Genomic DNA, 23015 nt, shown 5'->3' with positions numbered 1-23015 from the left:
AGGGGACCCACAGGTTTTTAGAACTTCCAGTTCAGACCTACAGAGATGGAATCCTGGGCGTTTTTGGCTCCGACGGTTAAATCGTCTGGAGACATCATAGTAGCTTTAGCTTCAACTTTCTTCTCAAAGGCACGGACATAAGATACATCTATGCCAAAGGTTTTGGAGAATTCATAACCAACACCTAAAGTTAAGTGCTGTTCTGTAATTGCGGGGAAACCTATCAAGTTAAACCATGCTATATCATACTCCGAGAAAGGAGCATTTAGATTAGGTATATTTGGTGAAGAAGGTCTTGTCAGATTTTTGCTCCCTCCATCTATAGGACTCTTTCCATAGTTATAACCAATCCTAAGAGCAAGATTGCTTATAGGTCTATACTCTGCACCTAACGCGTATACCCACTGGTCGTCCCACTTGAAGTCCCCGTATCCATCAGCATCTTTCCAATTTATCCACCTCACATCAAGACCAACTTTTAAACCATTGAGTGGAGCAGCACCGATACCCAGGGCAACTTCCTGTGGTTGCTGGAGTTTCAAGTCTTCATATATATTGTTAGGGTCAACCATCTGATTATCAGCATCAAACACGTTCTTATAAGTCATTGAAACCGGGGATTGATAGGTTATACCTGCATATAGGAAGTCTCCAAAGTTAAGTGAAGCTCCAACTTGAAACCCTATACCTAAAGCCTGAGACTGTCCTCCGCTTGCATTCCAACATGTAGAATCATCAGTCGGATCTCCACACATGACAGCTCCCATATCAAGTGAACCCCATGCTCCATGAAGTGCACCAGACACAGTTATCATTTCGTTAACTTTGAAAGCTATCGCCGGAATTATTCTCATAAACTGAAAAGTGGTATGCATCTGAGCAAGAGCACCATCTTTGTCTCTATAATCAACACCCATACCTGAAACACCAAAAGCCCCAAGACCGAAAACAAGTCTGTCACTTATCTTGTGGACTATCCCAATCTCAGGTACAACAAACGTGTCTGCTCTGCTTTTAACATACCCTGTGTCATAAGGCATAGGATCTGAGGCATTGTTTCCAGGATTGCTATCTACATAGCCTTTATTTCTCGCTTTCACCTTCGGCATAAACAGAATTCCACCGAACTGGACGGTGAACTTGTTCTCCATAACGCCCATCCAAGCAGGGTTTCTGAATATGGAGTCAACGGGTCCAACGGGCATACCGACACCTAATCCACCCATACCCCTTGACGCTGGGGTAACCCCTATCATGTTATCCCCACTGGTTGCAAAGGTTAACGTTGCCGTTGAAAAGAGAGCACCTATTAGCAAAGCCTTTCTCATATTCCTACCTCCCTAAAAGATTACTTACGTAAGAATTTTAACCCCGGAACTGTATCGCTGATGCTTTTCAATTTCTTATACGAAACGAACGTTAAGTTATATCAATATATTCTGAATTTCTTATAACTGTGCCACCAAGGTCGTAGTCCGCCGCCTGGGTAACCTCAACCTCAACGAGGTCTCCCACCTTCACGGGTTTCTCGGTCTCTATGTAAATTACACCGTCAACCTCAGGAGCCTGAAAGTACACCCTGCCTCTGGGAACAAAGGAAAATTCCTCGGAAAAGCCGTCAACGAGAACCTTTAACCTCTTCCCCACAAACCCTTTGTTCTTTTGATAGGTCACGTTTCTTTGCACTTCCATAAGTGCGGTTTTCCTCTCCTCCTTTAGTTCCCTCGGTACTGGGTCCCCGAGGTGAAAGGCATGGGTATCCTCCTCGGGAGAGTAGGTGAAGACTCCTAACCAGTGGAAGTGCCCTTCCTCCATAAAATTCCTGAGTCTGTTAAAGTCCTCCTCTCTCTCTTCAGGATACCCCACTATAAGCGTAGTCCTGAGAACAGCATCGGGTATGCTCTTTCTTATCTTCTCAATAAGCTCCCTTACAAATCTCTCTCCGTAGCCCCTCCTCATACTCCTTAAAACGCTGTCCGAAATGTGCTGAATTGGCATATCAAAGTAAGGAACAACCTTCTCGGAGTCTTTTATATGAGAGAGCAGGTCATCGCTCACCTCGGTTGGATACAGGTACAGGAGTCTAACCCATTCAATACCCTCCACCTTTTCAATCTCCCGCAGCAGGTCTATCAGTTTGAAGTCCCTGTAAAGGTCCTTGCCGTAGTAGGTGGTATCTTGGGAAACTACATTTATCTCTTTAACACCTCGCTCCGCGAGGTCTTTTACCTCAGAAATCACGTCTTCTATGGGTCTTGATACGTGCCTCCCCCTTATTCTCGGAATAGCGCAGAAAGAGCAGAGGCGGTTGCATCCTTCAGCTATCTTCAGGTAAGCGTAAGCCCCAGGGGTTGTGAGAACTCTGTGAGACCTGCTGTACTTGGGCTTAAGCTTGAGATGTGCAAGTATCTCATCCCAGCTCTGGGTTCCAAAGTAAGCCTCCACCTCGGGAATTTCTCTCTCAAGCTCTTTTTTATATCTCTCCACAAGGCAGCCCATCACGAGAACCCTTTTGCCTGAGTCAACAACCTCAAGTATTGTGTCTATTGATTCGCTCTTCGCATCCTCTATGAAACCACAGGTGTTTATGACCACGTAGTCTGCCGAATTTATGTCTGATGTTAGCTCCACTCCGGCACTTTTTAACTTGCCGAGGAGTATCTCTGAATCCACAAGGTTCTTAGAGCAACCGAGACTTATAACTCCGATTTTCATGGAAGAATAATAATATAGATTTTAAACATGGAGAAGGACAGAATTGAGCACATATGGGAGGACCTCGTAGAGGATTTTGAGTTCTTCATTTCCCAGAAGGAGAGCTTCAGAGAAAACTTCCTTGAGGCTTTAAGGGAAAGCAAGCCCAAAGTGTTGAGCACACCCGGCATGGGGGCTCTCGTTGACCGCCTTTACCTTCTTCTCTTCTCCTTTCAGAAAGACCCAAAGGAAGAGCTATTTTCATTAGCCTACAAGCTCTCCCAGCTTGAGATAGACCTGAAGAAGGCTTTGTTGAAGGCTTCCTTACAGCTTGTTAGAGATTACGTTGATTACATCGTCCGTTCCGAGAGGGATTACCACAGGATAAACAGCCTTATAGAGCTGATGGACGTCTATCTCTCAATCGTTGAAGACGCTACTTCTAAGTATATAGAGGAGTTGAGAAGTAAAGTTGAGGAAGAAAGAAGGGAAGCTGAGGAGAAGGAGAGAAGGCTTCTTTTAGAGTTCCTTGAGAAGTTACAGGAGGAGAGGGAAAGGGAGATAGAACTCCTCACTTACTACAAAGAGGTTCCCATAGTTTGCCGTTCAAAGATTTTAAAACTTGAGGAGGATAAACTCAGGGTGAGGACATGCCACATAAACATCTTTAAGCCTGAAATGGAGATATACCTAAAGCACAGACACATTCCTCAGACTGTTGCAACCAGGATAATAGAGGTTGATGTGCCGAAGGAAGAGCTGCTTCTTGAAGTTCTGACCTTCGTGGAACTCCCACAGGAGAGGAGAAGGTACGTGAGGGTGGCTCCAAAAGAGCCGATACCCGTTGAGATAGTCAAAGAGAGCAGAGAAATAGTCGGCAGGATGGCGGACGTTTCAATCGGTGGTGTAGGTGTTTACCTTAGCGAGATGGGCGATCTGAAGGGAGGAGACATGGTTAGTGTTAAGTTCATCTTACCGAAGGGAAGGGTAGAGGCAAAGGGACAGGTTTGCTACGTTATCCCCTATGGTGAGGGCTTCAGGGCAGGTATCCAGTACTCCTTAGGTATAAGGGAAGAGGAGATAGTTAGCGATTATGTAATGGAGAGGCAGTTTGAGATATTAAAGGAGCTCAGGGGTATAAAAGATTGATTTGGTGGGCTACCTGGGTATAGGGAAGTTTTAAAAGGGAAAGGTGCAATTGCTAGTAAGGGAGACATAACTGGGTCTGTGCCAAGTTATAATAATCCTCCCATGAAAGAGCTTAAGGAGTACAACCCTAAAGAGATTGAGGAGAAGTGGTCAAGGTTTTGGATAGAGAAGGCTATATATCACGTTGAGAAACCGGACAAGAGAAAGAAATTCTCGGTAGTGATACCCCCTCCGAACGTAACCGGCTCACTGCACATGGGTCACGCCCTGAACTCTACACTCCAGGACATAATTGCAAGATGGCAGAGGATGAAGGGGAGGCAAGTTGTCTGGGTTCCTGGCTTTGACCACGCGGGGATAGCCACCCAGTACGTTGTGGACAAACAACTTCAGGAAGAAGGGAAAAGCCGGCTTGAGCTTGGAAGACAGGAGTTTTTAAAGAAGGTATGGGAGTGGGTTCCCAAATCAAGAAACGCCATAAGGACACAGCTTGAGAAGCTCGGTGTTTCCGTTGACTGGAAGAGGGAGCGGTTCACCCTTGATGAGGGTTTCTCAAGGGCGGTGAGAAAAGCCTTCAGAGAGCTCTATGAAAGGGGTCTCATATACAGGAGCGAGTACATTATAAACTGGTGTCCCAAGGACCTTACCGCCCTATCCGACCTGGAGGTAGAACACGAAGAGGAAAAGGGTAAGCTCTGGTATATAAAGTATCCCCTTGAGGACGGTTCTGGTTACGTTACGGTTGCAACTACAAGACCAGAGACCATGCTGGGAGATACGGCGGTAGCTGTCAATCCAGAAGACGAAAGGTACAAGAACCTTATAGGTAAGAGGCTAAGGCTTCCCCTTGTCAGATGGAAGAGAAAGACCCTTACGGGTGAAGAGATAGACGAGCTCATACCGATAATAGCCGATGAGAGAGTAAAACCCGAGTTCGGGACGGGAGCTGTAAAAGTTACCCCCGCCCACGACCCCAACGACTTTGAGATAGGAAAAGCCCACGCTCTTCCCTTTGTGAGGGTTATGGACGAAAGAGCTCACATGAACGAGAACGCAGGAGATTTCGCAGGTCTGGATAGGTATGAAGCAAGGAAGAGAATACTTGAAAGGCTTAAGGAGGAGGGCTTCCTGGAGAAGGAAGAAGACCATGTCCATGCCGTAGGCAAGTGTTACAGATGTAAAACAGTGGTTGAACCCATGGTTTCTGAGCAATGGTTTGTGAAGGTTTCCGACCCTGCCATAAAGGACATATCTATAAAGGTTGTGGAAGAAGGTATTGAAGAGGAGGAGGAAAAGGAGGTATTCCTCCAGCTTGCAGAGGTTGAAGGTTTATCTATAACCATACCCGTAAACGATGAAATAAGTGGGGGAACCAGGTCTGTGGTCATACTGAGCGAGGGTATTGAATTCCTCGCGGGTGTTAGAGAAGGAGAGTTAGCCTATGTCTACTACCCTTCAGGCAGAGAGGAGGTCATCAGTAAAGCTAAAGAGTTGGCTTACGAGTTTATGAAGAAGCCTTATGGGCTTGAGTTTCTGATAGGTGTTGACGGAGAGATTTCGGTTATAAAGCAGGGTATTGAAAGCAGAGTAGAGAGAGGTAGGTACCTCATCGCCTCTGAAGGAAACAGACTGAACCTTTACAGATGGGGAACGGAAGGCTATGAGTACCTTCAGATGCTGGAGAGCGGACAGGCAAGACTTGAACCTGTCCAGAAGTCTATAAGGGTTAAGGTTGAGAGGGAAAAGAGAAGGGAAGTCCACAAAAGGCAGGTAAAGTTTATACCGGAACAGTGGAGAAAATTCTACCTGGACTGGATGCACAACCTAAGGGACTGGTGTATATCCCGTCAGATATGGTGGGGACACAGGATACCTGTATGGTACTGTCAGGAATGTGGAGAAGCTAACGTATTCACTGATGATGACTTTGACAGAGTTTACGATAAGCTGATATTCAACCTCATAGCGGACGGTAAGGTTGGCACAGAGTTTACCCCTGAAGAGATTGAGGGGATACTGCATTCCCCGGACTTTGTCCATCCCGAGATGACCGTTTTGGATTTCTACAAGAAGTTTGTCTTTCACAGATACCATTCAACGAACGTAGATGCCAACTCCCTCAGGCTCTTCTTCACACAGGAAGCCAACCCTATGGCTATGCTTACCCCAGGAGTTTCCACGAGGGGGCTATACAGGTACGACTCTAAGTCCAAGAAGTGGAGAATGGTTCTAAAGTGCAAGAAGTGCAGGTCTGAAAATCTGAAACAGGAAGAGGACGTTCTTGACACATGGTTCTCCTCAGCCCTCTGGCCCTTTGGTGTGTTCGGTTGGCCCGAAAGTTCGGAAGACCTCAAGAACCTTTACCCCACAGACCTCCTAGTTACAGGCTTTGACATCATCTTCTTCTGGGTAGCCAGGATGATAATGATGGGAACCTACTTTATGGAAGACATACCCTTTCATGATGTTTACGTCCATGCACTTGTGAGGGACGAGAAGGGACAGAAGATGTCCAAAACGAAAGGGAACGTCATAGACCCGCTTGAGATAATAGATAAGTACGGGGCTGATGCTCTAAGGTTTACCCTGGCGATACTTACAGTTCAAGGAAGAGATATAAAGCTTTCAGAGAAGAGGTTTGAGGGTTATAAACATTTTGCCAACAAGATATGGAACGCTTCCCGTTTCGTTCTCATGAATACACCTGAAGACTTCATAAGCACACTCCCCTACATGGCTCCCCTTAAACCTGAGGATAAGTGGATAATGACACTTCTAAATGAGACTGCGGACAAGGTTAGCAAAGCTTTGGAAAATTACGACTTTTCACAGGCAGCCCAGTCAATATATGACTTCTTCTGGTCGGACTTCTGTGATTGGTACATTGAGTTTACCAAGGAGAGGATATACAGAGAAACTCCAGAAGGGGAAGATGAAGATACCAAGAAAGAGAAGGCAAAGGTAATATCGGAAAGAACCACAGCTCTGTATACACTCCACTACGTTCTTGAGAAAGCCCTACGAATTCTCCACCCTTTTATGCCTTACATAACGGAGGAGCTATGGCACAAACTTCCTGCAAGCGATGGGGAAAGTATCTCCTTAAAGGATTTCCCAGAGAAAAAACAGGAGGAATTGTTCCCAGAAGAAACAGAAAGAATAGAGAGGCTGAAGGAGATAATAAGCGCTATTCGCTCCCTCAGGTCAGACTTACAGATAGAGCCTTCCAAGAGATTGAGAGCCTTTTACAAGGCTGGGAAAGACCTCTCAAGGGAAGTTGTAGGAGAGTTTAAGAACCACATACTTAATCTCGCAAGGCTTGAGGAGTTTACCGAGGTTTCTGAGAGACCAGAGAACACGGTTGCCACCTTCTCAAAGGATGTAGAGATATACATCTCCATTGAAGGGCACGTTGATATAGACAAACTTACGGAAAGCTACGAAAGGAAAAAGGAGAAACTTCTCGCAGAGCTTGAACGGGTCAAAGGAAAACTCTCCAACGAGAACTTCGTGAGAAAGGCACCTCCTGATGTGGTAGAGAAAGAAAAGAGGATAAAGGAAGAGCTTGAAGAGGACCTCAAGAAGGTAGAAAGGATATTAGGAGTTCTCAAGAGCTGAGAAGCTGGCGTACAAACTCCTCAAACTCCCTACGGCTTACCTTCCTCCTGTAGCCGTGCCCTGGCAGAATCCACTCAAAGGGGTAATCAAGAAGTTTCTCCATTGAGGACTTTAACTCATTCCAAGAATACCAGCAGTAATCTTTATAGGCAACAAGTCCATTTCTCCTCCTGCTCCAGGAGAGGTGGTCTCCTGTAAAGAGGAACTTTTCCTTGTAAAGGAGGACAACGTGCCCTTTGGTGTGGCCTGGGGTTGGGATTACAAGAAAGTCCCTGCCAAAGGGGAAAGGCTCAAAACTCTGTAAAAGGATTTCAGCCTTTGGAACCGCACGGGAGTCATACCTGTGAATTATCCTCTTAGCCCCGAACTCCTCTGCGTACCTATCACAATCTCCAACGTCATCCTCATGGGTAAGGAGTATGTAACTCAATCCGCCCATATCCCACAACCTCTTTACCAGCTGAGGGCTAAAGCGCGGTGAGTCCACCAGCCAGTTACCCTCTGCGTGTTTTATAAAATAGCTCAGAGCCCCGTAAGAACCCTTAGAGGCGTACCCGCAGAGATAGACATCGTCCTCTATAAGAATAGGGAATCTCTCAAATACCTGAGGAGGTGGTCTCTTAGAGACAGTTCCAATAGCGGAAACTGGGCAGGACACGAGAGCCTGAAAGGCTAAAAGCTCCTCTTCTTCACTCTCCGGTTGCTTCACAACACAGGCACTTTCTCTGCCATCCCCGAAAAGTGAAGGGGCTATCTCCCTGCAAACGGAACAGTCAATGCAACTTCTGTCCACAAAGAACTCACCCGGTGTATTGCAAGAAAGCCTTTTCTTTAAAGAAGCCATAAACTTAATCTTTTAAGTCTGGAGAGAAAAACAATGACTCAGCATATCCTTGGGAGCAACTCCCCTGATGGAGGCTCCATGATTCTCTTAACACCGTAAGGTGTCTTTAGAACAACCCTTGCCTTTTCCTTGCCAGTCACGGAGCCTATAAGTTCAGCCTCTTTACCGTATGGGTGCTCTCTGAGGGTTTCCAGAACTTTACCTGCATCCTTTTCTGCCACAGCGAACACAACCATACCCTCGTTAGCGAGGTGAGTGGGTTCAAAACCTAAGAGTTCACAGAGTCCTTGAACAGCCTCCTTGACCGGTATACTTTCCTCGTCAACCTCAATCTCAACCTCAGACTGCTGAGCCCACTCGTTTAAGACAGCAGCCAAACCTCCCCTCGTTGCATCCCTCATAGCGTGTATCTGTGCTCCTGTTTCCAGAACCCTCTCAATCATATTCCATAGACTCCTGCAATCGCTTTCCAGGGGAAGCTCAAACTCCATACCCTCCCTCTCGGCGAGGATGCAGGCTCCGTGATCTCCAACAGTACCTGAGACTATGACCACGTCACCGGGCTGAAGGTTGTGGGCGGACAAACCCTCGTACACAACCTCTCCTATCCCCGAGGTATTTATAAAAAGTTTGTCTACTTGCCCCTTTGGGACGACCTTCGTATCACCCGTAACTATATAAACACCAGCGCGCCTTGCCTCCTCACCCATACTCTTGACAACCTTCTCAAGCTCTTCAAGGCTAAAGCCCTCTTCAATTATGAAGCCTGCGGACATGTAAAGGGGTCTTGCCCCCATAACCGCAAGGTCGTTTACAGTTCCTGCAACGGCAAGCTTACCTATATCTCCACCCTTGAAGAAGGGAGGGGAAACGGTAAAGGAATCTGTCGTGAAGGCAAGCTTTGACCCAACCTCCAAGATAGCCGCATCCTCCATCCTTTCAAGTATGGGATTTGATAGGTATTTCAGGAAAAGCTCTTTTATAAGTCTCTGGGTTTCCTCACCACCGGAGCCGTGGGAAAGCAGCACACGTCTCATCTGAGTTATATTAAAGCTCATGAGAACGATAGATGTGGGAGGAAAATTTGATACCCTAAGACGGGCTTCCGCCTACGGTAGGATAAGACTAAGTCCCGATACCATTAAGCTTATAAGGGATAAGAAGCTTCCGAAGGGTGACTTGATAGAGGCTACAAAGCTGACAGGGATATTCGGAGCAAAGAGAACGGGAGAGATTTTACCTTTTTGCCACCCTATCTCCCTTGACTTTGTAGAGGTTGGTGTTAAGGTGAACGACAACAGTATTGAGGTTTTCTCAACGGTGAGTGGTATAGCAAGGACGGGCTACGAGATGGAAGCTCTAACCGCAGTATCAACCGCACTCCTAAACGTATATGATATGTGCAAGGGCGTGGACGACAGCATGGTAATTGAAGAGATAAGGTTGACTGAGAAGAGCGGTGGAAAATCTGACTGGAAGAGAGACCTTTCAGGTGTAAAGGTAAACGTGCTATCCCAGAAGGAAGAACTTAAAAAACTGGCTCTTTCCTACCTTATAGAACTGGGAGCTCAAGAGTCCAAGGATGCTCAAGTGTTGGTTGTTATAGGGGAACCTTTCAATATAGAGGAGGAGCTTAAAGCCCTTGAATGTGTCATAGCCCTGTACGATTTTAGGAACAGCCCAAACCTAATTGGGGAGGAGATAAAGGTAGGTAGAGACGATAAAGGTACGCTGGTAATTCTTCTGCCAGGCAGGGAAGAAAAGGTAAGGCTATTCTTTGAAACCTTCGGAGGCATAATCGGGAGCCTCTTATGAGTGAGAGGTTCGTTCTGTGTATAACGGGTGCGAGCGGGTCGGTATACGGTTACAGGGCTTTACAGGTTTTGTCAGAGGCAGCTCAGGTTGACGCAGTCATATCAAGTGCAGGCTTTACAGTCATTAAAGAGGAGCTGGGAAAATCAAGGGAGGAATTCCTGAAGGAGTTTCCCTCTGTCAACTTTTATGGGGAGGGAGAGCTCACGGCACCTGTGGCAAGCGGGTCAAGCCTCGTAAAGTACAGAGGTGTGGTCGTAATTCCCTGTTCAATGAGCACTCTCGGAAATGTGGCAAACGGTGTGAATAATAACTTGATACACAGAATATGTGAAGTAGCCTTAAAAGAGAGGGTTAAACTTGTTATGGTGGTCAGGGAGATGCCTTACTCAAGGGTTCACTTAGAGAACATGCTTAAGGTGACGGATGCAGGTGCGATTGTTCTTCCTGCGAGCCCAGGATTTTACCACAGACCACGTTCAGTTGAAGAGATGGTAGATTTCGTGGTTGGCAAAGTTCTAGACCAGCTTGGTGTTGAGCACTCACTTTATAAAAGATGGAAAGGAGGAGGGAAATGAGAGCGCTTCTTGTCCTTTTAGTGTTAGTTTTGAGCGCTTTCTCACAGGAGAAGGCGGGAGAGGTGGTCAAAAAGCAGGGTAGGGTTCAGCTCTTCAAGGAAGGAAATCCAAGGGGAGAGGTGATAACGGAGTTACCCAGGGAGCTCTTCGTAAAGGATATACTGAAGACAGATTTTGGTTCAATGGCGTTCGTAAAGCTCCTGGGAATAGACAAGATAGCTCTACTTGAGGACAGTGTTCTCTATATAGAGGGGATAGACAGATTGAGCTTTGATAAAGGGAGGGTCGTATTTCAGATAAGGAAAAGGGGAGAAAGCGAAGGGCTCAAGGTGAGGGTAAGGTCCGTAATTATAGGCATAAAGGGCACAAGGTTTTTAGTGGATGCCAAAGGAGACACTATAGGGATATTCCTGAAAGACGGGCGCTTAACGGTAAGGAATGCGGTAGGAGAGTTTATAAGGTATAAGAAGAGAGAAGAGGAAGAGTACGAAGAGTTCAAGAGGGGTATAGAGGAGGGCATAAAGGAGGAGAGGAAGGAGTACGAAAAGTTCAAAGAGGAAACAGAGAAAGAGTTCCGGGAGTTTGTAAAGGAGTTTGAGTTAGAGCCCGGAAGTGCGGTAATAATAGAAGGAAACGAAGTTAGGGACGTGGAGATACCCCCGGAGGTGGACGAGGAGTTCAAACTCCTTGATATGTTTTAATATTCTCTCCTATGGATAAATCTCTCCTAATCGTGGGCGTTGGATTCATGGGGGGGTCCTTTGCCTTAGCCCTTCGCAGGGGAGGTTTTCAAGGAAGTATATACGGCATAGACATAAACTCGGTCACAATAGATAGAGCGAAGGAGCTAGGAGTCATAGACGAGGGGGGAACAGAGCTCAGTCTAACTAAAAGGTTCTCCCCTGACTACGTAATCTTCTCATCCCCCGTGAGAACCTTCAGGCAGATAGCAGGGGAGATAAAAGGTTACATAAGAAGAGAAACCGTAGTTACGGACTTGGGCAGTGTAAAGGGGAAACTCGTCTTTGACCTTGAGGGAATCTTAGGGGGCAGGTTCGTGGGTAGCCATCCTATCGCTGGAACGGAAAAGTCTGGAGTGGAGCACAGTTTTCCGGAACTCTTTGAGAACAAAAAAGTAGTCATCACCCCTACGGAAAGAACCGAGAAAGGGGCTCTGGACGAAGTTGTAAAACTATGGGAGCTCACAGGAGGTAAGGTAGAGTTTATGGATCCGATGCTCCATGACTGGGTGTTTGGCGCAGTTTCTCACCTTCCCCATGCGGTGGCTTTTGCCCTTATAGACGCCCTGATAGAGATGTCCAATGAGGTTGACCTCTTCAAGTATCCAGGGGGTGGTTTCAAAGACTTCACACGAATCGCCGCCAGTGACCCTGTGATGTGGAGAGACATCTTTTTGGAAAACAAGGACAACATTTTAAGAGCTATAGATATGTATTCCAATTCACTTCAGAAGCTAAGGAACCTCATTGAAAGGGAAGAGGAGTCAGCTTTAACCGAGTATTTGAGAGAAGCAAAACAAAGGAGGATGAGTCTGGAATGAAAGAGCTAAGAATTAAGAAAAGGGTCGTGAATGTCAAGGGTGAGTTAAGAGTGCCCTCCGACAAATCCATATCCCACAGAGCGGTCATACTGGGAGCACTTGCTACGGAAATAACCGTAGTACACAACTGGCTGAAGTCTGAAGACACCCTGGCAACTCTTAACATTCTCAAAGCTCTCGGCACAGAAGTTAAAGAACGGAAGGACTCCATTGAGATAAGGGGTACGGGTTATTCCTTTGAAGAGCCGAAGGGCGTTCTTGATGCAAAAAACTCTGGGACAACGGCAAGATTGATGCTGGGTGTCCTTTCTACCCAACCTTTCTTTAGCGTCCTGACAGGAGATGAGAGCTTAAGGCAGAGACCTATGCTCAGGGTCGTTGAACCTCTCAGGGATATGGGAGCAACCCTTGACGGACGTGAGTCAGGAAACAAGCTCCCCATCGCCATCAGGGGAGGTAAGCTCAAAGGGATAGCCTTCTTTAACAAGAGAGCCTCTGCTCAGGTAAAATCCTCCCTTCTGCTCGCAGGTTTGAGGGCTGAAGACATGACCGAAGTTGTGGAACCCGTTATGTCAAGGGACCATACGGAAAGAATGTTAGGGGTTTTCGGTGCTGAGGTTATAAGCGTTCCGGAAGAGAGGGGACATCTGATAAAGATAAAGGGCGGACAGGAGTTAAGGGGAACAGATGTATACTGCCCGGCTGACCCGTCCTCTGCAGCTTTTGCGTGTGCACTCGCAGTATTAACAGAGCAAAGTGAGCTCCTCTTGAAGGACGTCCTTATCAATCCTACAAGGGACGGATTTTACAGAAAACTTCGTGATATGGGTGCCCTGGTGAGTTATGAAAACGAAAGGGAGGTGTCCGGTGAGCCTGTGGCGGATATACTCGTAAGGGGCGGTGGTGGTCTGAAGGGTGTAAAGGTTCATCCCGAGGAGGTTCCCTCTATGATTGATGAAATACCAATTCTCGCCGTTGTCATGGCTTTGGCGGAAGGAAGGTCAACGGTAAAAGGAGCGAAAGAGCTTAGAGTGAAGGAAAGCGACAGGATAAGAGCTATAGTTGAAAATCTGAGAGCTATGGGTGTGAAGGTTGAAGAGTATGAAGATGGTTTTGAAGTGGAAGGTAGAGGAAAATTGAAAGGAGCCTATATAAAAACCTACGGTGACCACCGTATCGCTATGGCATTTACCATAGCAGGGCTTCTTGCAGAAGGAGAAACTGTAATAGACGATCCTGAGTGTGTAAAGGTTTCCTATCCAGAGTTCTTCAAAGACCTTGAGTCAGTCATTGAGTATCTTTGATAGTTTTTTGATGGCATCCACTTTCTCTCTATCTCCAACCTTCGCCTTTGCTATCGCTCTCTTTAAAGTATCTATAGTCCCATCGTACAACTCCTTCTGTACTGGAAAGGGATAACCGTCCTTTCCTCCGTGGGCAAAGGAGTATCTTGCCGGGTCTTTGAAGGAAGGTTTTGCTCCGTATATAAGCTCGCTCACCAGAGCGAGAGCTCTAATAGTTTTAGGACCCATTCCTCTCTGTCTGAGCACGTCCTCAAACTCTTTTATATCCTCCTCCCTGACCTTTTTGACAGTTTCTCTGAGTTTCTTTAGGTCAACATCTTCTCTCCTCACATCGTGTCTTCTGGGTAGGTTGAGGGTCTCTATACTCTCTATTTCTCTAAGCAGTATGTCCTTATTCTTGAGGAGTTCCGTTATGGACTCCCTGGAGTCCCGTGACTCCTTAGCTGTCATATTTAAGGTTATCCTCTCATGGACTTTCTGAGCAGAGATACCGCTATGAGGCTCCTCAACAAAGCTCTTCAGCCCCCCTCCAAACCAATGGTACCTCCTTGCATATCTGTTGTTTGTATTCATACCCTGTTGAACTACAGCCCAAAGCCCTTCTTCGGTGAAGATAATGGTGTGATGGTAAAGCTGATAGCCATCTTGCAAAAGGGTATTGTCTACCTTGGCTACAAGACGACTGATGTCTTTAAGCGTTTCCGTATTTATCCCCACAGTTTCTCCTATTCTCTCAAGCTCTTCAGGGGTTTTCAAGGCGCTCTTACCTTTACCCCCAGCCACGTAAAGACCAAGCTCTCTGTCCAGACCTTTCAGAGATTCTTTGAGAGCACCACACACTGTTGTGGTTAAGCCACTTGAGTGCCAATCAAAGCCAAGCACACACCCAAAAGCCTGGAACCAGTATGGGTCGGAGAGACGCTCTAAAAAGGTTCTCCTACCATGCTCTATTACGATAAGCTCAACTATACTCTTTGAGAGCTCTACCATCCTTTTGAAAAGCCAGGGTGGTGCCTTACCGTAGTGTAGTGGAAGATTAGCTATCCCTCTTCTCATAATGAGAATATATCTCCTGATCTGGCAAAAGTGTAGAACTGTCCACAAAAGGATTAGCAACAGCCCACTTCCAGGCTGGATTTCACTGCCCTCTATTGTGAAAGATTTATACGGCGGGGGTGGGATTTGAACCCACGGCAGGGCTAAACCACCCTGCAAGGGATTTCGAATCCCCCGCGTTCGTCCGCTCCGCCACCCCGCCTAACCCTTAAAATTATAGACATGCTGAGTATGACTGGTTTTGGAAAGGGAGGGGCAGAGGGTGAGCACTGGAAAGCAAACGTTATCATTCGCTCTTTGAACGGTAAAGGTTTGGATATATCAGTCAGAATGCCTTCCTTCCTATTATCGGTTGAACCGAAAATTAAGGAAGCGGTCAAGTCCAAACTCAGAAGAGGCACAGTTAATGTGATGATAGATGTTGAATCAAAGACGGTACTCCCACCCGTTGATATAAACAAGCTTACACAGAATGTTGAACTTGTTCGGGATATCTCCAGAAAGCTTGAGCTCTCTGTGAAAGATGATACTGTATTTGAGTACGCCTGGAAATATTCGGAAAAAGCTATTACTGAGGTTGATGAGGAGCTTGAGAACACTGTGCTTCAGGGTGTGGAAAACGCACTCAGAGAGTTAATAGCGAGTAGAAAGAGAGAAGGAGAAGCCCTTAAAGAGGACCTCTCGCAGAGGGTGGATAGAATAGAGTCCCTCTTAAATCAGATAGTTGAGAAGAAAGACCAGATAATGGAAAGGGTTAAGGAGAAAATACTTGAGAAGGCAAAAAGACTGGAACTACCAGAGGAACATCCAACCGTGATGAATGAACTCCTATTCCTACTTGAGAAAATGGATATTGAAGAGGAAATCACAAGACTCAAAACTCACATAAAGGTCTTCAGAACTTTGCTTGATGAAGGTGTTGAGGTTGGGAAAAAGCTGGAGTTTCTTGGTCAGGAGATGCACAGAGAGATAACCACCCTCGGCAATAAAATACCAGATCTTTCGGAGTACGTTGTGGAGATAAAGACGGAAATTGACAGAATAAAACAGCAAGCTGCCAATGTAGAATAGGTTCCTTTGAAAAGAGAGTGAATAGGGAATATAATATTAAACTCGGTTGGAGCCGTAGTTCAGCCCGGTCAGAACGCCGGCCTGTCAAGCCGGAGGGCGCGGGTTCAAATCCCGTCGGCTCCGCCATTCAACAAACACAAGAACGGAGGTTTCAATGGACTACCACGTGAAAGACCTATCCTTAGCAGACCAGGGAAAGAACAGAATTGAATGGGCTGAGATGGACATGCCTGTTCTCAGAAGTATAAGGGAGAGGTTCTCGGTGGAAAAACCCCTTAAGGGTGTAAGAATATCTGCCTGTCTTCATGTAACAACAGAAACTGCAAACCTTATACTTACCCTGAAAGAAGGTGGAGCGGAGGTATTCCTTACCGCTTCAAATCCGCTATCAACCCAGGACGATGTGGCAGCAGCTCTTGTAAAACACTACAACATCCCTGTTTTTGCCATAAGGGGTGAGGATAGAGATACCTACTACTCCCATCTTAAAGCTGTAATAGAAAGAGAGCCTCACATAGTTATAGATGACGGGGCAGACCTCATCTCTACTATACATAAGGAGTATCCTGAGCTGTCCGAGAAAGTTCTCGGAGGTATGGAGGAAACAACGACCGGTGTAATAAGGCTAAAGGCAATGGCCAAGGATGGTGTTTTAAAGTTCCCAATAATAGCTGTTAACGATGCATACACAAAACACATGTTTGACAACAGATACGGCACCGGGCAGTCAACGATAGATGGGATTCTGAGGGCTACTAACAGGCTTATAGCAGGTTCCTACTTCGTTGTCGCCGGATACGGGTGGTGTGGTAAAGGAGTCGCCCAGAGAGCAAGGGGCATGGGAGCCACTGTTATAGTCACTGAGGTTGACCCAATAAAGGCTCTTGAAGCTAGGATGGATGGCTTCCTTGTTATGCCAATGGAAGAGGCTGCTAAACTCGGAGATTTCTTCGTTACCGTTACAGGAAACACATCCGTAATTAGGGGGGAGCATTTTAAAGTTATGAAAGACGGAGCTATAGTCTCAAACTCAGGGCACTTCAACGTTGAGATAGACCTTGAAGCTCTTGAAAGCCTCAGTGTATCAAAGAGGGAGATAAGAAAAGAGGTTGAGGAGTATAAACTTCAAGATGGGAGGAGGATATACGTCCTATCCCAGGGAAGACTTGTCAACCTTGCAGCCGCGGAGGGACACCCGGCTTCCGTTATGGATATGTCCTTTGCAAACCAGGCTCTCTCAGCCGAATACATAAAATTTCACTCAACAGAGCTCAAAAAGGATGTTTACAAAGTCCCCGATGAAATAGACAGGGAAGTTGCCAAGCTCAAGTTGAACGCAATGGGTATCCGTATAGATGAGTTGACTCCAGAGCAGGTTAAGTATCTCTCTTCATGGGAGTTTGGAACTTAAAAGAGAGGAGGCAGGGGCTTTTGCCCCAACCATGAGAAGAAGAGCTACCTGAGGAGGTGCTTAGAACATCCAGCTTATAGCTGCCCTATACAGGTTTCTGTCATCGTTGCCGTCGCTGTAATCCTCCTTTACATAGTCTGCCTTAAGAGCTACGAGCGGGTGGGGTTTGTAAGACAGACCCACGTTGAATATCTGAACCTTGTGTCCTGCAGGCTTGGAGTAACCCGATGGAACGCTTGCGTGGGTGTCGTAGTTCTCGTACATTCCGAAGATATAAAGCTCCTGCTCAATATCGGTTAACCTGAGAACGTTGTAGGCGACCTGGGTATAAAAGCCCTGCATCTTAGAAGGGTAATTCGTAACGCCCAAATCGTTACCTATCTTATCTGCATCGTTCACCTTTACATAAGCTCCCACAACCCTCACATCAAAACCAGCCCACTGCCACCACAGGTGAGGTGAGAAAAGAGTTACCGAACCCACCTTCTCTCCTCTCCTTAAACCGAGGTTACTATCACTCCCACCTTTAGATTGAACATCTCCTGTCCAGAAGGATCCGCCTAACTTAAGGTTGTAGGGCAGGTTTAAATCAACTCTTCCTGTTAAGCCAAAGCGCTCCGATACAGCCCTTGCACCCCTCTGCCTAGCAGTTTTGAGCGGAGCAGAAGGAGAGTAACCTCCTCCACCCTTTAACATTAGTGCGTTTGTTACATACACACGATAGTCCACCATACCGATGGTTCCATAAGCTCCAACACCTATCTCCTCCCACGTTGTTGGGATTATATTTCTCTCTAGATAAGGTCTATCCACGGTATAAAAGGTGGGAGGTTCATGAACCTCGTTAATAATACCAACAGGTATGAGTAAAAGACCGCCTCTTACACCAAACTGAGGTTTAAAGTTGTAGTCCAGAATAGCAAGTTCCGCTTTAAAGTATCCTCCTCCCGTTCCATGCCCAGAGTTTGTTGATGCGTGCTCAAGTTCAAGTTCCGAGGTGAACTTCAGCTTTTCTGTAAAGGCATACCCTATATATAGGATTAGCCTGGTCAAGTCTGTATAACTTTTTGTGCCGCCCCTTATATCCTTATTGCTCTTATAGAAGTGAACTTCTCCATATCCTCCAACGGAGACCCCCTTCGGATTTATCAGTGCCTTTGAAGCAGCAGGACCGAGACCCGAGTAGCTCTGATAGGTAGTTATCTGGGGAATTGATATCTCCAGCCTGAGCTTTCTAAGCTCCTCTTTGAGGACTTCCACCTCCTCTCTGAGTTGCTTTAGTTCATCTGAAGGCTGGGCAAAGATGGAACCTGCCAGAAGCAGAGAGTACAAAGAAGCTCTCTTCAACATCTTTACTACCTCCTGTAAGTTTAAGAAAATGAAACCAAATCTCAATATCATATACTATGACGTAAGTCATTAATACAGACTTAAATGCATGTACAGAGTTTATTATTGAGACTGCATATCAGTTTTTAGTATAAGGAGGCGAAAGCGTTTTCTGAAGGAGTCGTTCATATAAAGGGAGCCGTCAGAGTAAAGCTCCAGTACCCCCACTTCGGGATTCTCCTTCAGAAAGTTTTTACGCAAGCTTCTGGGCATAGAAAACAGAGCTGTGGCGTAAGCATCAGCAAAGGTGCATATATCATGAACGACGGTTACTTGAACCAGTTCCCTATCCCTGTTATCTATGTGCCTCTTTACATAGTTACCCGATGTGGATATACAGAGGTCTCCGCGGTTTACACCTTGAAGTAAGGAGCCACCTGATAGAGGGTCCTTAACAGCCAGAACCTTCTCCGTACCCCACACCTTCATGTCTCCGGCTATACCGATAAAACCCCAGGGAGAATCTAACGTCCTGTAGGCAACGTCAAGGGCGTACCCCTTACCTATACCACCCAGGTCTATAGCCATACCTTTATCTTTCAAAAACAGGGTGTTCTTACCGATCACAACATTGCGGAAGTTCACAAGCTTTTGAGCTTCGTTTAAGGGGATAAGCCCGAGCCTTTTATGGTTCACCGTAACAGCTCCGATTGTTATATCAAAGTATCCGTAAGTTCTCTTGGATACCTCAAGGGCTAAACGGACAACTTCCAGCGTCTCAGGTGAAACAACCACGGGGCTTATGCCTGCCTTTCTGTTTACCTCAGAAACTTCAGAATCCCCAATATAGTCAGATAATTTACGCTCCAGCGAGTGCATAACCCTGTAAGCCTTATAAACTTCCCTCTCAGAAGGTAGTTCCACGTGAGCGTAAGTCCCCATAATGTAAAAGAGTTTCTCCACACCAAAGGAGAAAGAAAGGGAAAACAACAAGTAGGCAATCAGAACTCTCACGGCTTAAAATTTAAGTATGTATACACCGGAGAGGGAAAGGGAGCTCATAGAATTAACAAGGAAACTCTTGCAGGAGCTTGAAGAGATAAAGAGGTCAGACCTTGAGAAGGCTAAGGAATACACCAAAAGCCTAAGAGAAGTTATAAACTATCACGACTATAAGTACTATGTCCAGGCTTCACCCGTGATCTCCGACTATGAATACGACATGCTGTTCAGAACCCTCAGAGACCTGGAAAAGAAGTATCCTGAGTTAATAACCCCAGATTCTCCAACCCAAAGGGTGGCAAGTGAAATCACGGGAGCCTTCCCAACGGTAAAACATTACACGCCCATGCTTTCCCTTGACAACGCCTACTCGGAGGAAGAGCTCAGAGATTTTGATAGAAGGGTAAGGGAGCTAACAGGTCTTGAAGTTGTTGAGTACAGCGTTGAGCCTAAGTACGATGGAGCAGGTATAGCATTGGTTTACAGAAACGACCTTTTTGTCAGAGGAGCTACGAGGGGGGATGGAGAAACTGGAGAGGATATAACGAACAACCTTAAAACTATAAGAACCATACCTTTGAGAGCTGATTTCAGCAGATTCGGTATAAGCTTGGTAGAGCTTAGGGGGGAGGTTCTCATAAACAAGGAAGAGTTTAAGAGGATGAACGAAGAGAGGCTTGAGGAGGGGTTACCTCCCTTTGCCAACCCGAGGAACGCAGCGGCTGGCTCAATAAGACTGCAAAATCCTGCAGAGGTGGCAAAGAGAAAGCTGGACGCAGTGGTCTATCAGGTATCGTATGTTGAACCAGAGTCCAAACACATAGAGCTTCACTATGAAGCTATAAGGATGCTCCATCTTTTGGGTTTTAAAACCCCCTTTCCTGATATGAAGGTGTGTCAGGGAATAGATGAGGTTATAGCTTACTGCAGGGAGTGGGAAGAGAAGAGAGACCTTTATCCTTACGAGATAGATGGCATGGTTATAAAGGTAAACAGGAAGGAGTATTACGAAGTCTTAGGGTTCACCTCCCATCACCCTAGGTGGGCTATAGCTTTCAAGTTTAAACCAAAGCAGGCTACCACTAAACTCGTGAGTGTTGTGTTTCAGGTTGGTAGAGTCGGAACAATCACTCCGGTAGGAAAGCTTGAACCTGTTGAAATAGGCGGTGTTACTGTGTCTTCGGTGTCTCTCTTCAACGAAGACTTTATAAAGGAAAAAGATATACGGATAGGCGATATGGTCTTGGTTGAGAGAGCGGGGGACGTAATCCCGTACGTAGTAGAAGTTATCAAGGAAGCCAGAGACGGTGATGAGGAACCTATAGAGTTTCCCAAAGAATGCCCTTCTTGTGGTTCTAAGCTTGTAAAGCTACCTGGAGAGGTTGCCTGGAGGTGTATCAACATAGCCTGCCCTGCACAGGTTGTTCTTAGGCTCAAGCACTGGGGCAGCAGAGAAGCTATGGACATAAGGGGATTAGGGGATGCCACCGCCAAGGCGCTCTACAATAAAGGGCTCGTAAAGGACGTTGGAGACCTGTATTATCTAAAGGTTACAGACCTCATAAAACTGCCGGGTTTTGCCGAAAAGGCAGCTACAAATCTGTACAACGCCATTCAAGAATCAAAGGGCAGGGGGCTGGACAGAGTCCTTTACGGTCTTGGAATAAGATATGTAGGTCTTACAACTGCCAAGAAACTTTCACAGGTAATAGATGACATATGGGAGCTTAAAGATATGCCTCTTGAGAGGCTTGAGTCCATAGAAGGTATAGGGTTTGTTGTTGCAAGGAGCATAAAGGAATTCTTCTCAAGGGAGGAGAACCTTAAAGTCATAGAAAAACTGGACAAGGCTGGTGTAAAGCTGAGGAGAACAAAGCTTGAAAAGGAAGGTCCCCTGAAGGGAAAGGTCTTTGTTTTTACCGGGACTCTTAGCTGTTGTTCAAGAGAGAAGGCTGGAGAGATTGTTGAGAGTTTGGGTGGGATTTTCTCAAACACCGTGACCTCTAAAACCACTTACCTGGTTGTAGGAGAAGAACCGGGTAGGACCAAGCTCAACAGGGCTAAACAGCTTGGAATTAAAACCATAGGCGAAGAAGACTTCCTGAACATGATAAAGGACTACGTAAATATAGAAGAACTGAAGAGGGAAGAGAGAAGAGAGGGTCGTCTCTTTTAGGACTTAATAAACTCCTTTCTGTACTTGAAGTAGGCTGCGCAAGCTCCCTCTGAAGAAACCATACAGGAGCCGAGGGGATTTGAAGGCGTGCAGACCGTTCCGAATAGCTTACAGTCCGTAGGTACGGACACACCCCTTATAACCTTTCCACATATACATGCAGGGTGCTCCCTGGGTTCTGGTAGGGTTACACTGAAACGTCTTTCTGCATCAAAGGCACGGTACTTTGCATTTATCTTAAGGGCGCTGTAAGGAACGTTCCCAAGTCCTCTCCATTCAAACTCCTTCCTGAGTTCAAACACATCCGCAACAAGATTCTGGGCTTTCTTATTTCCTTCATAAGTAACAAATCTTCCGTACTGGTTCTGAACCTTTGCCTCACGGTTCTTAAGCTGATTGATTATAAGCAGAACCGACTGTAGAACGTCAACAGGCTCAAAACCGGATATAACAACAGGTTTTTGAAATTCCTCAGCGAAGTAGTGGTAAGGTTTTGTCCCTATTATCACACTGACGTGCCCTGGTCCTATAAAGGCGTCTATTCTCACCTTCCCTATCTCCCTTATCTCAGGAGCGTTAAGTATGTGCTGAATGGCGGCTGGAGTAATTACGTGGTTTGACACCACAGAGAGATTGTTGAGTCCAAGCTCCTGGGCTTTCTTTATCAGAACCGCCGTTTGAGGAGTGGTGGTTTCAAAACCTATGGCAAAAAATACAACCTCCCTACTTGGGTTTTCCTTAGCAATCTTAAGGGTATCCATACAGGAGTAAACCATACGAACATCAGCCCCTTCCGCCCTTAAGCTCAGAAGGCTTTTCCTGCGAGAGCCTGGAACCCTGAGGAGGTCCCCGTAAGAACACAGGATCACACCTCTCCGAGCCAGCTCAAGGGCAAGATCTATCCTCCCCATAGGCATTACGCAGACGGGACAGCCCGGTCCATGGACGAAACGGACCACATCTTCAAGCAACTGGTCTATTCCAAACTTCATTATTGCATGGGTGTGTCCCCCGCAGAATTCCATAATACGAATTGGAAGGTCTAAACCTTCAGACTTCCTCTTTATACTTTCTACGAGCTGTTTTATCCTCTTGGAGTCTCTAAACTCTCTCCTGAGGTCTATCTGGCTCTCCAAACTCTCCATAGAGCTGCTCCTCTTCCTCAAGTTCTGAGAGAATCTCTTCAAAGAGCTCTAAACTTTTAAGGGCTTCTTCCTCATTCAACTTCTGAATGGCAAAACCAACATGTACAAGGACGTAATCACCTACACCGACATCCTCAGCCATGAGTTCAAGGGATATCTTCCTCTTGACACCCATCGTATCAACTGTAGCGGTCCCATCTTCGTGAAGTTCAACAATCTTGGAGGGAATAGCAAGACACATGTCCACCTCCCAATGAATAACTAT

19 protein-coding genes and 2 tRNA genes are annotated in these 23015 nt (G+C 46.2%); 11 read left to right on the top strand and 10 right to left on the bottom strand.

Translation table 11 applies throughout. The annotated features are described in order from the left end of the window. Nucleotides 1–17 precede the first annotated feature (17 nt). Together BCF55_RS03205 and rimO are read right to left on the bottom strand one after the other, a co-directional pair. Nucleotides 18–1328, bottom strand: coding sequence for an OmpP1/FadL family transporter (locus tag BCF55_RS03205; RefSeq protein WP_121009897.1), 1311 nt, complete (start codon nt 1326–1328; stop codon nt 18–20). A gap of 91 nt (nt 1329–1419) precedes the next feature. Beyond that, complete coding sequence (gene rimO, locus BCF55_RS03200; RefSeq protein WP_121009894.1) at nt 1420–2715, bottom strand: 30S ribosomal protein S12 methylthiotransferase RimO; 1296 nt, start codon at nt 2713–2715, stop codon at nt 1420–1422. 27 nt (nt 2716–2742) lie between these two features. Here rimO and BCF55_RS03195 point away from each other — a divergent pair, with 27 nt between their 5' ends. Continuing rightward, entirely contained in the window at nt 2743–3843 is a 1101-nt protein-coding gene (locus BCF55_RS03195) for a PilZ domain-containing protein (RefSeq protein ID WP_121009891.1), read from the top strand. Nucleotides 3844–3945: 102 nt separating this feature from the next. Then, entirely contained in the window at nt 3946–7461 is a 3516-nt protein-coding gene (locus BCF55_RS03190; protein ID WP_121009888.1) for a valine--tRNA ligase, read from the top strand. Here the strand turns inward: BCF55_RS03190 and BCF55_RS03185 are convergent. Both BCF55_RS03185 and hypE read right to left on the bottom strand, forming a co-directional pair. Further along, nucleotides 7451–8305 (bottom strand): MBL fold metallo-hydrolase, encoded by an 855-nt coding sequence (locus BCF55_RS03185; protein ID WP_121009885.1) that lies wholly within the window; start codon nt 8303–8305, stop codon nt 7451–7453. The two genes, BCF55_RS03190 and BCF55_RS03185, sit on opposite strands and share 11 nt — an antisense overlap. Before the next feature lie 38 nt (nt 8306–8343). Further along, complete coding sequence (gene hypE, locus BCF55_RS03180; RefSeq protein ID WP_121013133.1) at nt 8344–9342, bottom strand: hydrogenase expression/formation protein HypE; 999 nt, start codon at nt 9340–9342, stop codon at nt 8344–8346. A 19-nt stretch (nt 9343–9361) separates the two neighbouring features. Here hypE and moaC point away from each other — a divergent pair, with 19 nt between their 5' ends. The 5 genes from moaC to aroA are packed head-to-tail and all read left to right on the top strand — an operon-like array spanning nt 9362 to nt 13560. Next, the gene (gene moaC, locus BCF55_RS03175; protein ID WP_121009881.1) at nt 9362–10120 is read left to right on the top strand and encodes a cyclic pyranopterin monophosphate synthase MoaC; all 759 of its coding nucleotides are present in this window, start codon (nt 9362–9364) and stop codon (nt 10118–10120) included. Beyond that, nucleotides 10117–10695 (top strand): UbiX family flavin prenyltransferase, encoded by a 579-nt coding sequence (locus BCF55_RS03170; RefSeq protein ID WP_121009878.1) that lies wholly within the window; start codon nt 10117–10119, stop codon nt 10693–10695. The genes moaC and BCF55_RS03170 overlap by 4 nt, the downstream gene beginning before the upstream one ends. Beyond that, nucleotides 10692–11396: a FecR domain-containing protein gene (locus BCF55_RS03165; protein WP_170144736.1), complete on the top strand. Its 705-nt coding sequence runs from the start codon at nt 10692–10694 to the stop codon at nt 11394–11396. The genes BCF55_RS03170 and BCF55_RS03165 overlap by 4 nt, the downstream gene beginning before the upstream one ends. A gap of 11 nt (nt 11397–11407) precedes the next feature. Beyond that, nucleotides 11408–12256, top strand: coding sequence for a prephenate dehydrogenase (locus BCF55_RS03160; protein ID WP_121009873.1), 849 nt, complete (start codon nt 11408–11410; stop codon nt 12254–12256). Continuing rightward, a complete protein-coding gene (gene aroA / locus BCF55_RS03155) occupies nt 12253–13560 on the top strand; it encodes a 3-phosphoshikimate 1-carboxyvinyltransferase (RefSeq protein ID WP_121009870.1) in 1308 nt (435 codons plus the stop codon). The genes BCF55_RS03160 and aroA overlap by 4 nt, the downstream gene beginning before the upstream one ends. On the opposite strand, the gene BCF55_RS03150 is transcribed toward aroA, so the two are convergent. Together BCF55_RS03150 and BCF55_RS03145 are read right to left on the bottom strand one after the other, a co-directional pair. Next, nucleotides 13540–14616: a DUF763 domain-containing protein gene (locus BCF55_RS03150; RefSeq protein WP_121009867.1), complete on the bottom strand. Its 1077-nt coding sequence runs from the start codon at nt 14614–14616 to the stop codon at nt 13540–13542. The two genes, aroA and BCF55_RS03150, sit on opposite strands and share 21 nt — an antisense overlap. Nucleotides 14617–14727: 111 nt before the next feature. Further along, nucleotides 14728–14818, bottom strand: a tRNA-Ser gene (locus BCF55_RS03145). A gap of 20 nt (nt 14819–14838) precedes the next feature. Between BCF55_RS03145 and BCF55_RS03140 the strand changes: the two genes are divergently transcribed. From BCF55_RS03140 to ahcY, 3 genes are all read left to right on the top strand, one after another. After that, nucleotides 14839–15687, top strand: coding sequence for a YicC/YloC family endoribonuclease (locus BCF55_RS03140; RefSeq protein ID WP_245960386.1), 849 nt, complete (start codon nt 14839–14841; stop codon nt 15685–15687). Nucleotides 15688–15735: 48 nt separating this feature from the next. Then, a tRNA-Asp gene (locus tag BCF55_RS03135) sits at nt 15736–15813 on the top strand. 28 nt (nt 15814–15841) lie between these two features. Further along, nucleotides 15842–17098 carry an adenosylhomocysteinase gene (gene ahcY / locus BCF55_RS03130; RefSeq protein WP_121009861.1) on the top strand — a complete coding sequence of 419 codons (1257 nt, stop codon included), beginning with the start codon at nt 15842–15844 and terminating at the stop codon, nt 17096–17098. A 60-nt stretch (nt 17099–17158) separates the two neighbouring features. Here the strand turns inward: ahcY and BCF55_RS03125 are convergent, their stop codons facing one another. Then, nucleotides 17159–18448 (bottom strand): DUF3373 domain-containing protein, encoded by a 1290-nt coding sequence (locus tag BCF55_RS03125; protein ID WP_338033024.1) that lies wholly within the window; start codon nt 18446–18448, stop codon nt 17159–17161. A gap of 102 nt (nt 18449–18550) precedes the next feature. Further along, complete coding sequence (locus tag BCF55_RS03120) at nt 18551–19441, bottom strand: FAD:protein FMN transferase (protein ID WP_245960385.1); 891 nt, start codon at nt 19439–19441, stop codon at nt 18551–18553. Between the two features lie 16 nt (nt 19442–19457). Here BCF55_RS03120 and ligA point away from each other — a divergent pair, with 16 nt between their 5' ends. Then, a complete protein-coding gene (gene ligA, locus BCF55_RS03115) occupies nt 19458–21605 on the top strand; it encodes an NAD-dependent DNA ligase LigA (RefSeq protein ID WP_121009859.1) in 2148 nt (715 codons plus the stop codon). On the opposite strand, the gene hypD is transcribed toward ligA, so the two are convergent. Continuing rightward, nucleotides 21602–22750, bottom strand: coding sequence for a hydrogenase formation protein HypD (gene hypD, locus BCF55_RS03110; protein WP_121009856.1), 1149 nt, complete (start codon nt 22748–22750; stop codon nt 21602–21604). The two genes, ligA and hypD, sit on opposite strands and share 4 nt — an antisense overlap. After that, a complete protein-coding gene (locus BCF55_RS03105; protein WP_121009853.1) occupies nt 22707–22991 on the bottom strand; it encodes a HypC/HybG/HupF family hydrogenase formation chaperone in 285 nt (94 codons plus the stop codon). Before BCF55_RS03105 ends, hypD begins: the two co-directional genes overlap by 44 nt. Between the last annotated feature and the right edge of the window lie 24 nt (nt 22992–23015).

Source organism: Hydrogenivirga caldilitoris (assembly GCF_003664005.1).
GTDB classification, from domain to species: domain Bacteria; phylum Aquificota; class Aquificia; order Aquificales; family Aquificaceae; genus Hydrogenivirga; species Hydrogenivirga caldilitoris.
The sequence above is the reverse complement of the archived record's forward strand: the minus strand, read 5'-3'. Positions and strand labels throughout refer to the sequence as shown.

Bases quoted from the DNA above. Each gene is read 5' to 3' on its own strand.
- BCF55_RS03205 (WP_121009897.1), bottom strand. From the start codon at position 1,328: ATGAGAAAGGCTTTGCTAATAGGTGCTCTCTTTTCAACGGCAACGTTA.
- rimO (WP_121009894.1), bottom strand. From the start codon at position 2,715: ATGAAAATCGGAGTTATAAGTCTCGGTTGCTCTAAGAACCTTGTGGAT.
- BCF55_RS03195 (WP_121009891.1), top strand. From the start codon at position 2,743: ATGGAGAAGGACAGAATTGAGCACATATGGGAGGACCTCGTAGAGGAT.
- BCF55_RS03190 (WP_121009888.1), top strand. From the start codon at position 3,946: ATGAAAGAGCTTAAGGAGTACAACCCTAAAGAGATTGAGGAGAAGTGG.
- BCF55_RS03185 (WP_121009885.1), bottom strand. From the start codon at position 8,305: ATGGCTTCTTTAAAGAAAAGGCTTTCTTGCAATACACCGGGTGAGTTC.
- hypE (WP_121013133.1), bottom strand. From the start codon at position 9,342: ATGAGACGTGTGCTGCTTTCCCACGGCTCCGGTGGTGAGGAAACCCAG.
- moaC (WP_121009881.1), top strand. From the start codon at position 9,362: ATGAGAACGATAGATGTGGGAGGAAAATTTGATACCCTAAGACGGGCT.
- BCF55_RS03170 (WP_121009878.1), top strand. From the start codon at position 10,117: ATGAGTGAGAGGTTCGTTCTGTGTATAACGGGTGCGAGCGGGTCGGTA.
- BCF55_RS03165 (WP_170144736.1), top strand. From the start codon at position 10,692: ATGAGAGCGCTTCTTGTCCTTTTAGTGTTAGTTTTGAGCGCTTTCTCA.
- BCF55_RS03160 (WP_121009873.1), top strand. From the start codon at position 11,408: ATGGATAAATCTCTCCTAATCGTGGGCGTTGGATTCATGGGGGGGTCC.
- aroA (WP_121009870.1), top strand. From the start codon at position 12,253: ATGAAAGAGCTAAGAATTAAGAAAAGGGTCGTGAATGTCAAGGGTGAG.
- BCF55_RS03150 (WP_121009867.1), bottom strand. From the start codon at position 14,616: ATGAGAAGAGGGATAGCTAATCTTCCACTACACTACGGTAAGGCACCA.
- BCF55_RS03140 (WP_245960386.1), top strand. From the start codon at position 14,839: ATGCTGAGTATGACTGGTTTTGGAAAGGGAGGGGCAGAGGGTGAGCAC.
- ahcY (WP_121009861.1), top strand. From the start codon at position 15,842: ATGGACTACCACGTGAAAGACCTATCCTTAGCAGACCAGGGAAAGAAC.
- BCF55_RS03125 (WP_338033024.1), bottom strand. From the start codon at position 18,448: ATGTTGAAGAGAGCTTCTTTGTACTCTCTGCTTCTGGCAGGTTCCATC.
- ligA (WP_121009859.1), top strand. From the start codon at position 19,458: ATGTATACACCGGAGAGGGAAAGGGAGCTCATAGAATTAACAAGGAAA.
- hypD (WP_121009856.1), bottom strand. From the start codon at position 22,750: ATGGAGAGTTTGGAGAGCCAGATAGACCTCAGGAGAGAGTTTAGAGAC.
- BCF55_RS03105 (WP_121009853.1), bottom strand. From the start codon at position 22,991: ATGTGTCTTGCTATTCCCTCCAAGATTGTTGAACTTCACGAAGATGGG.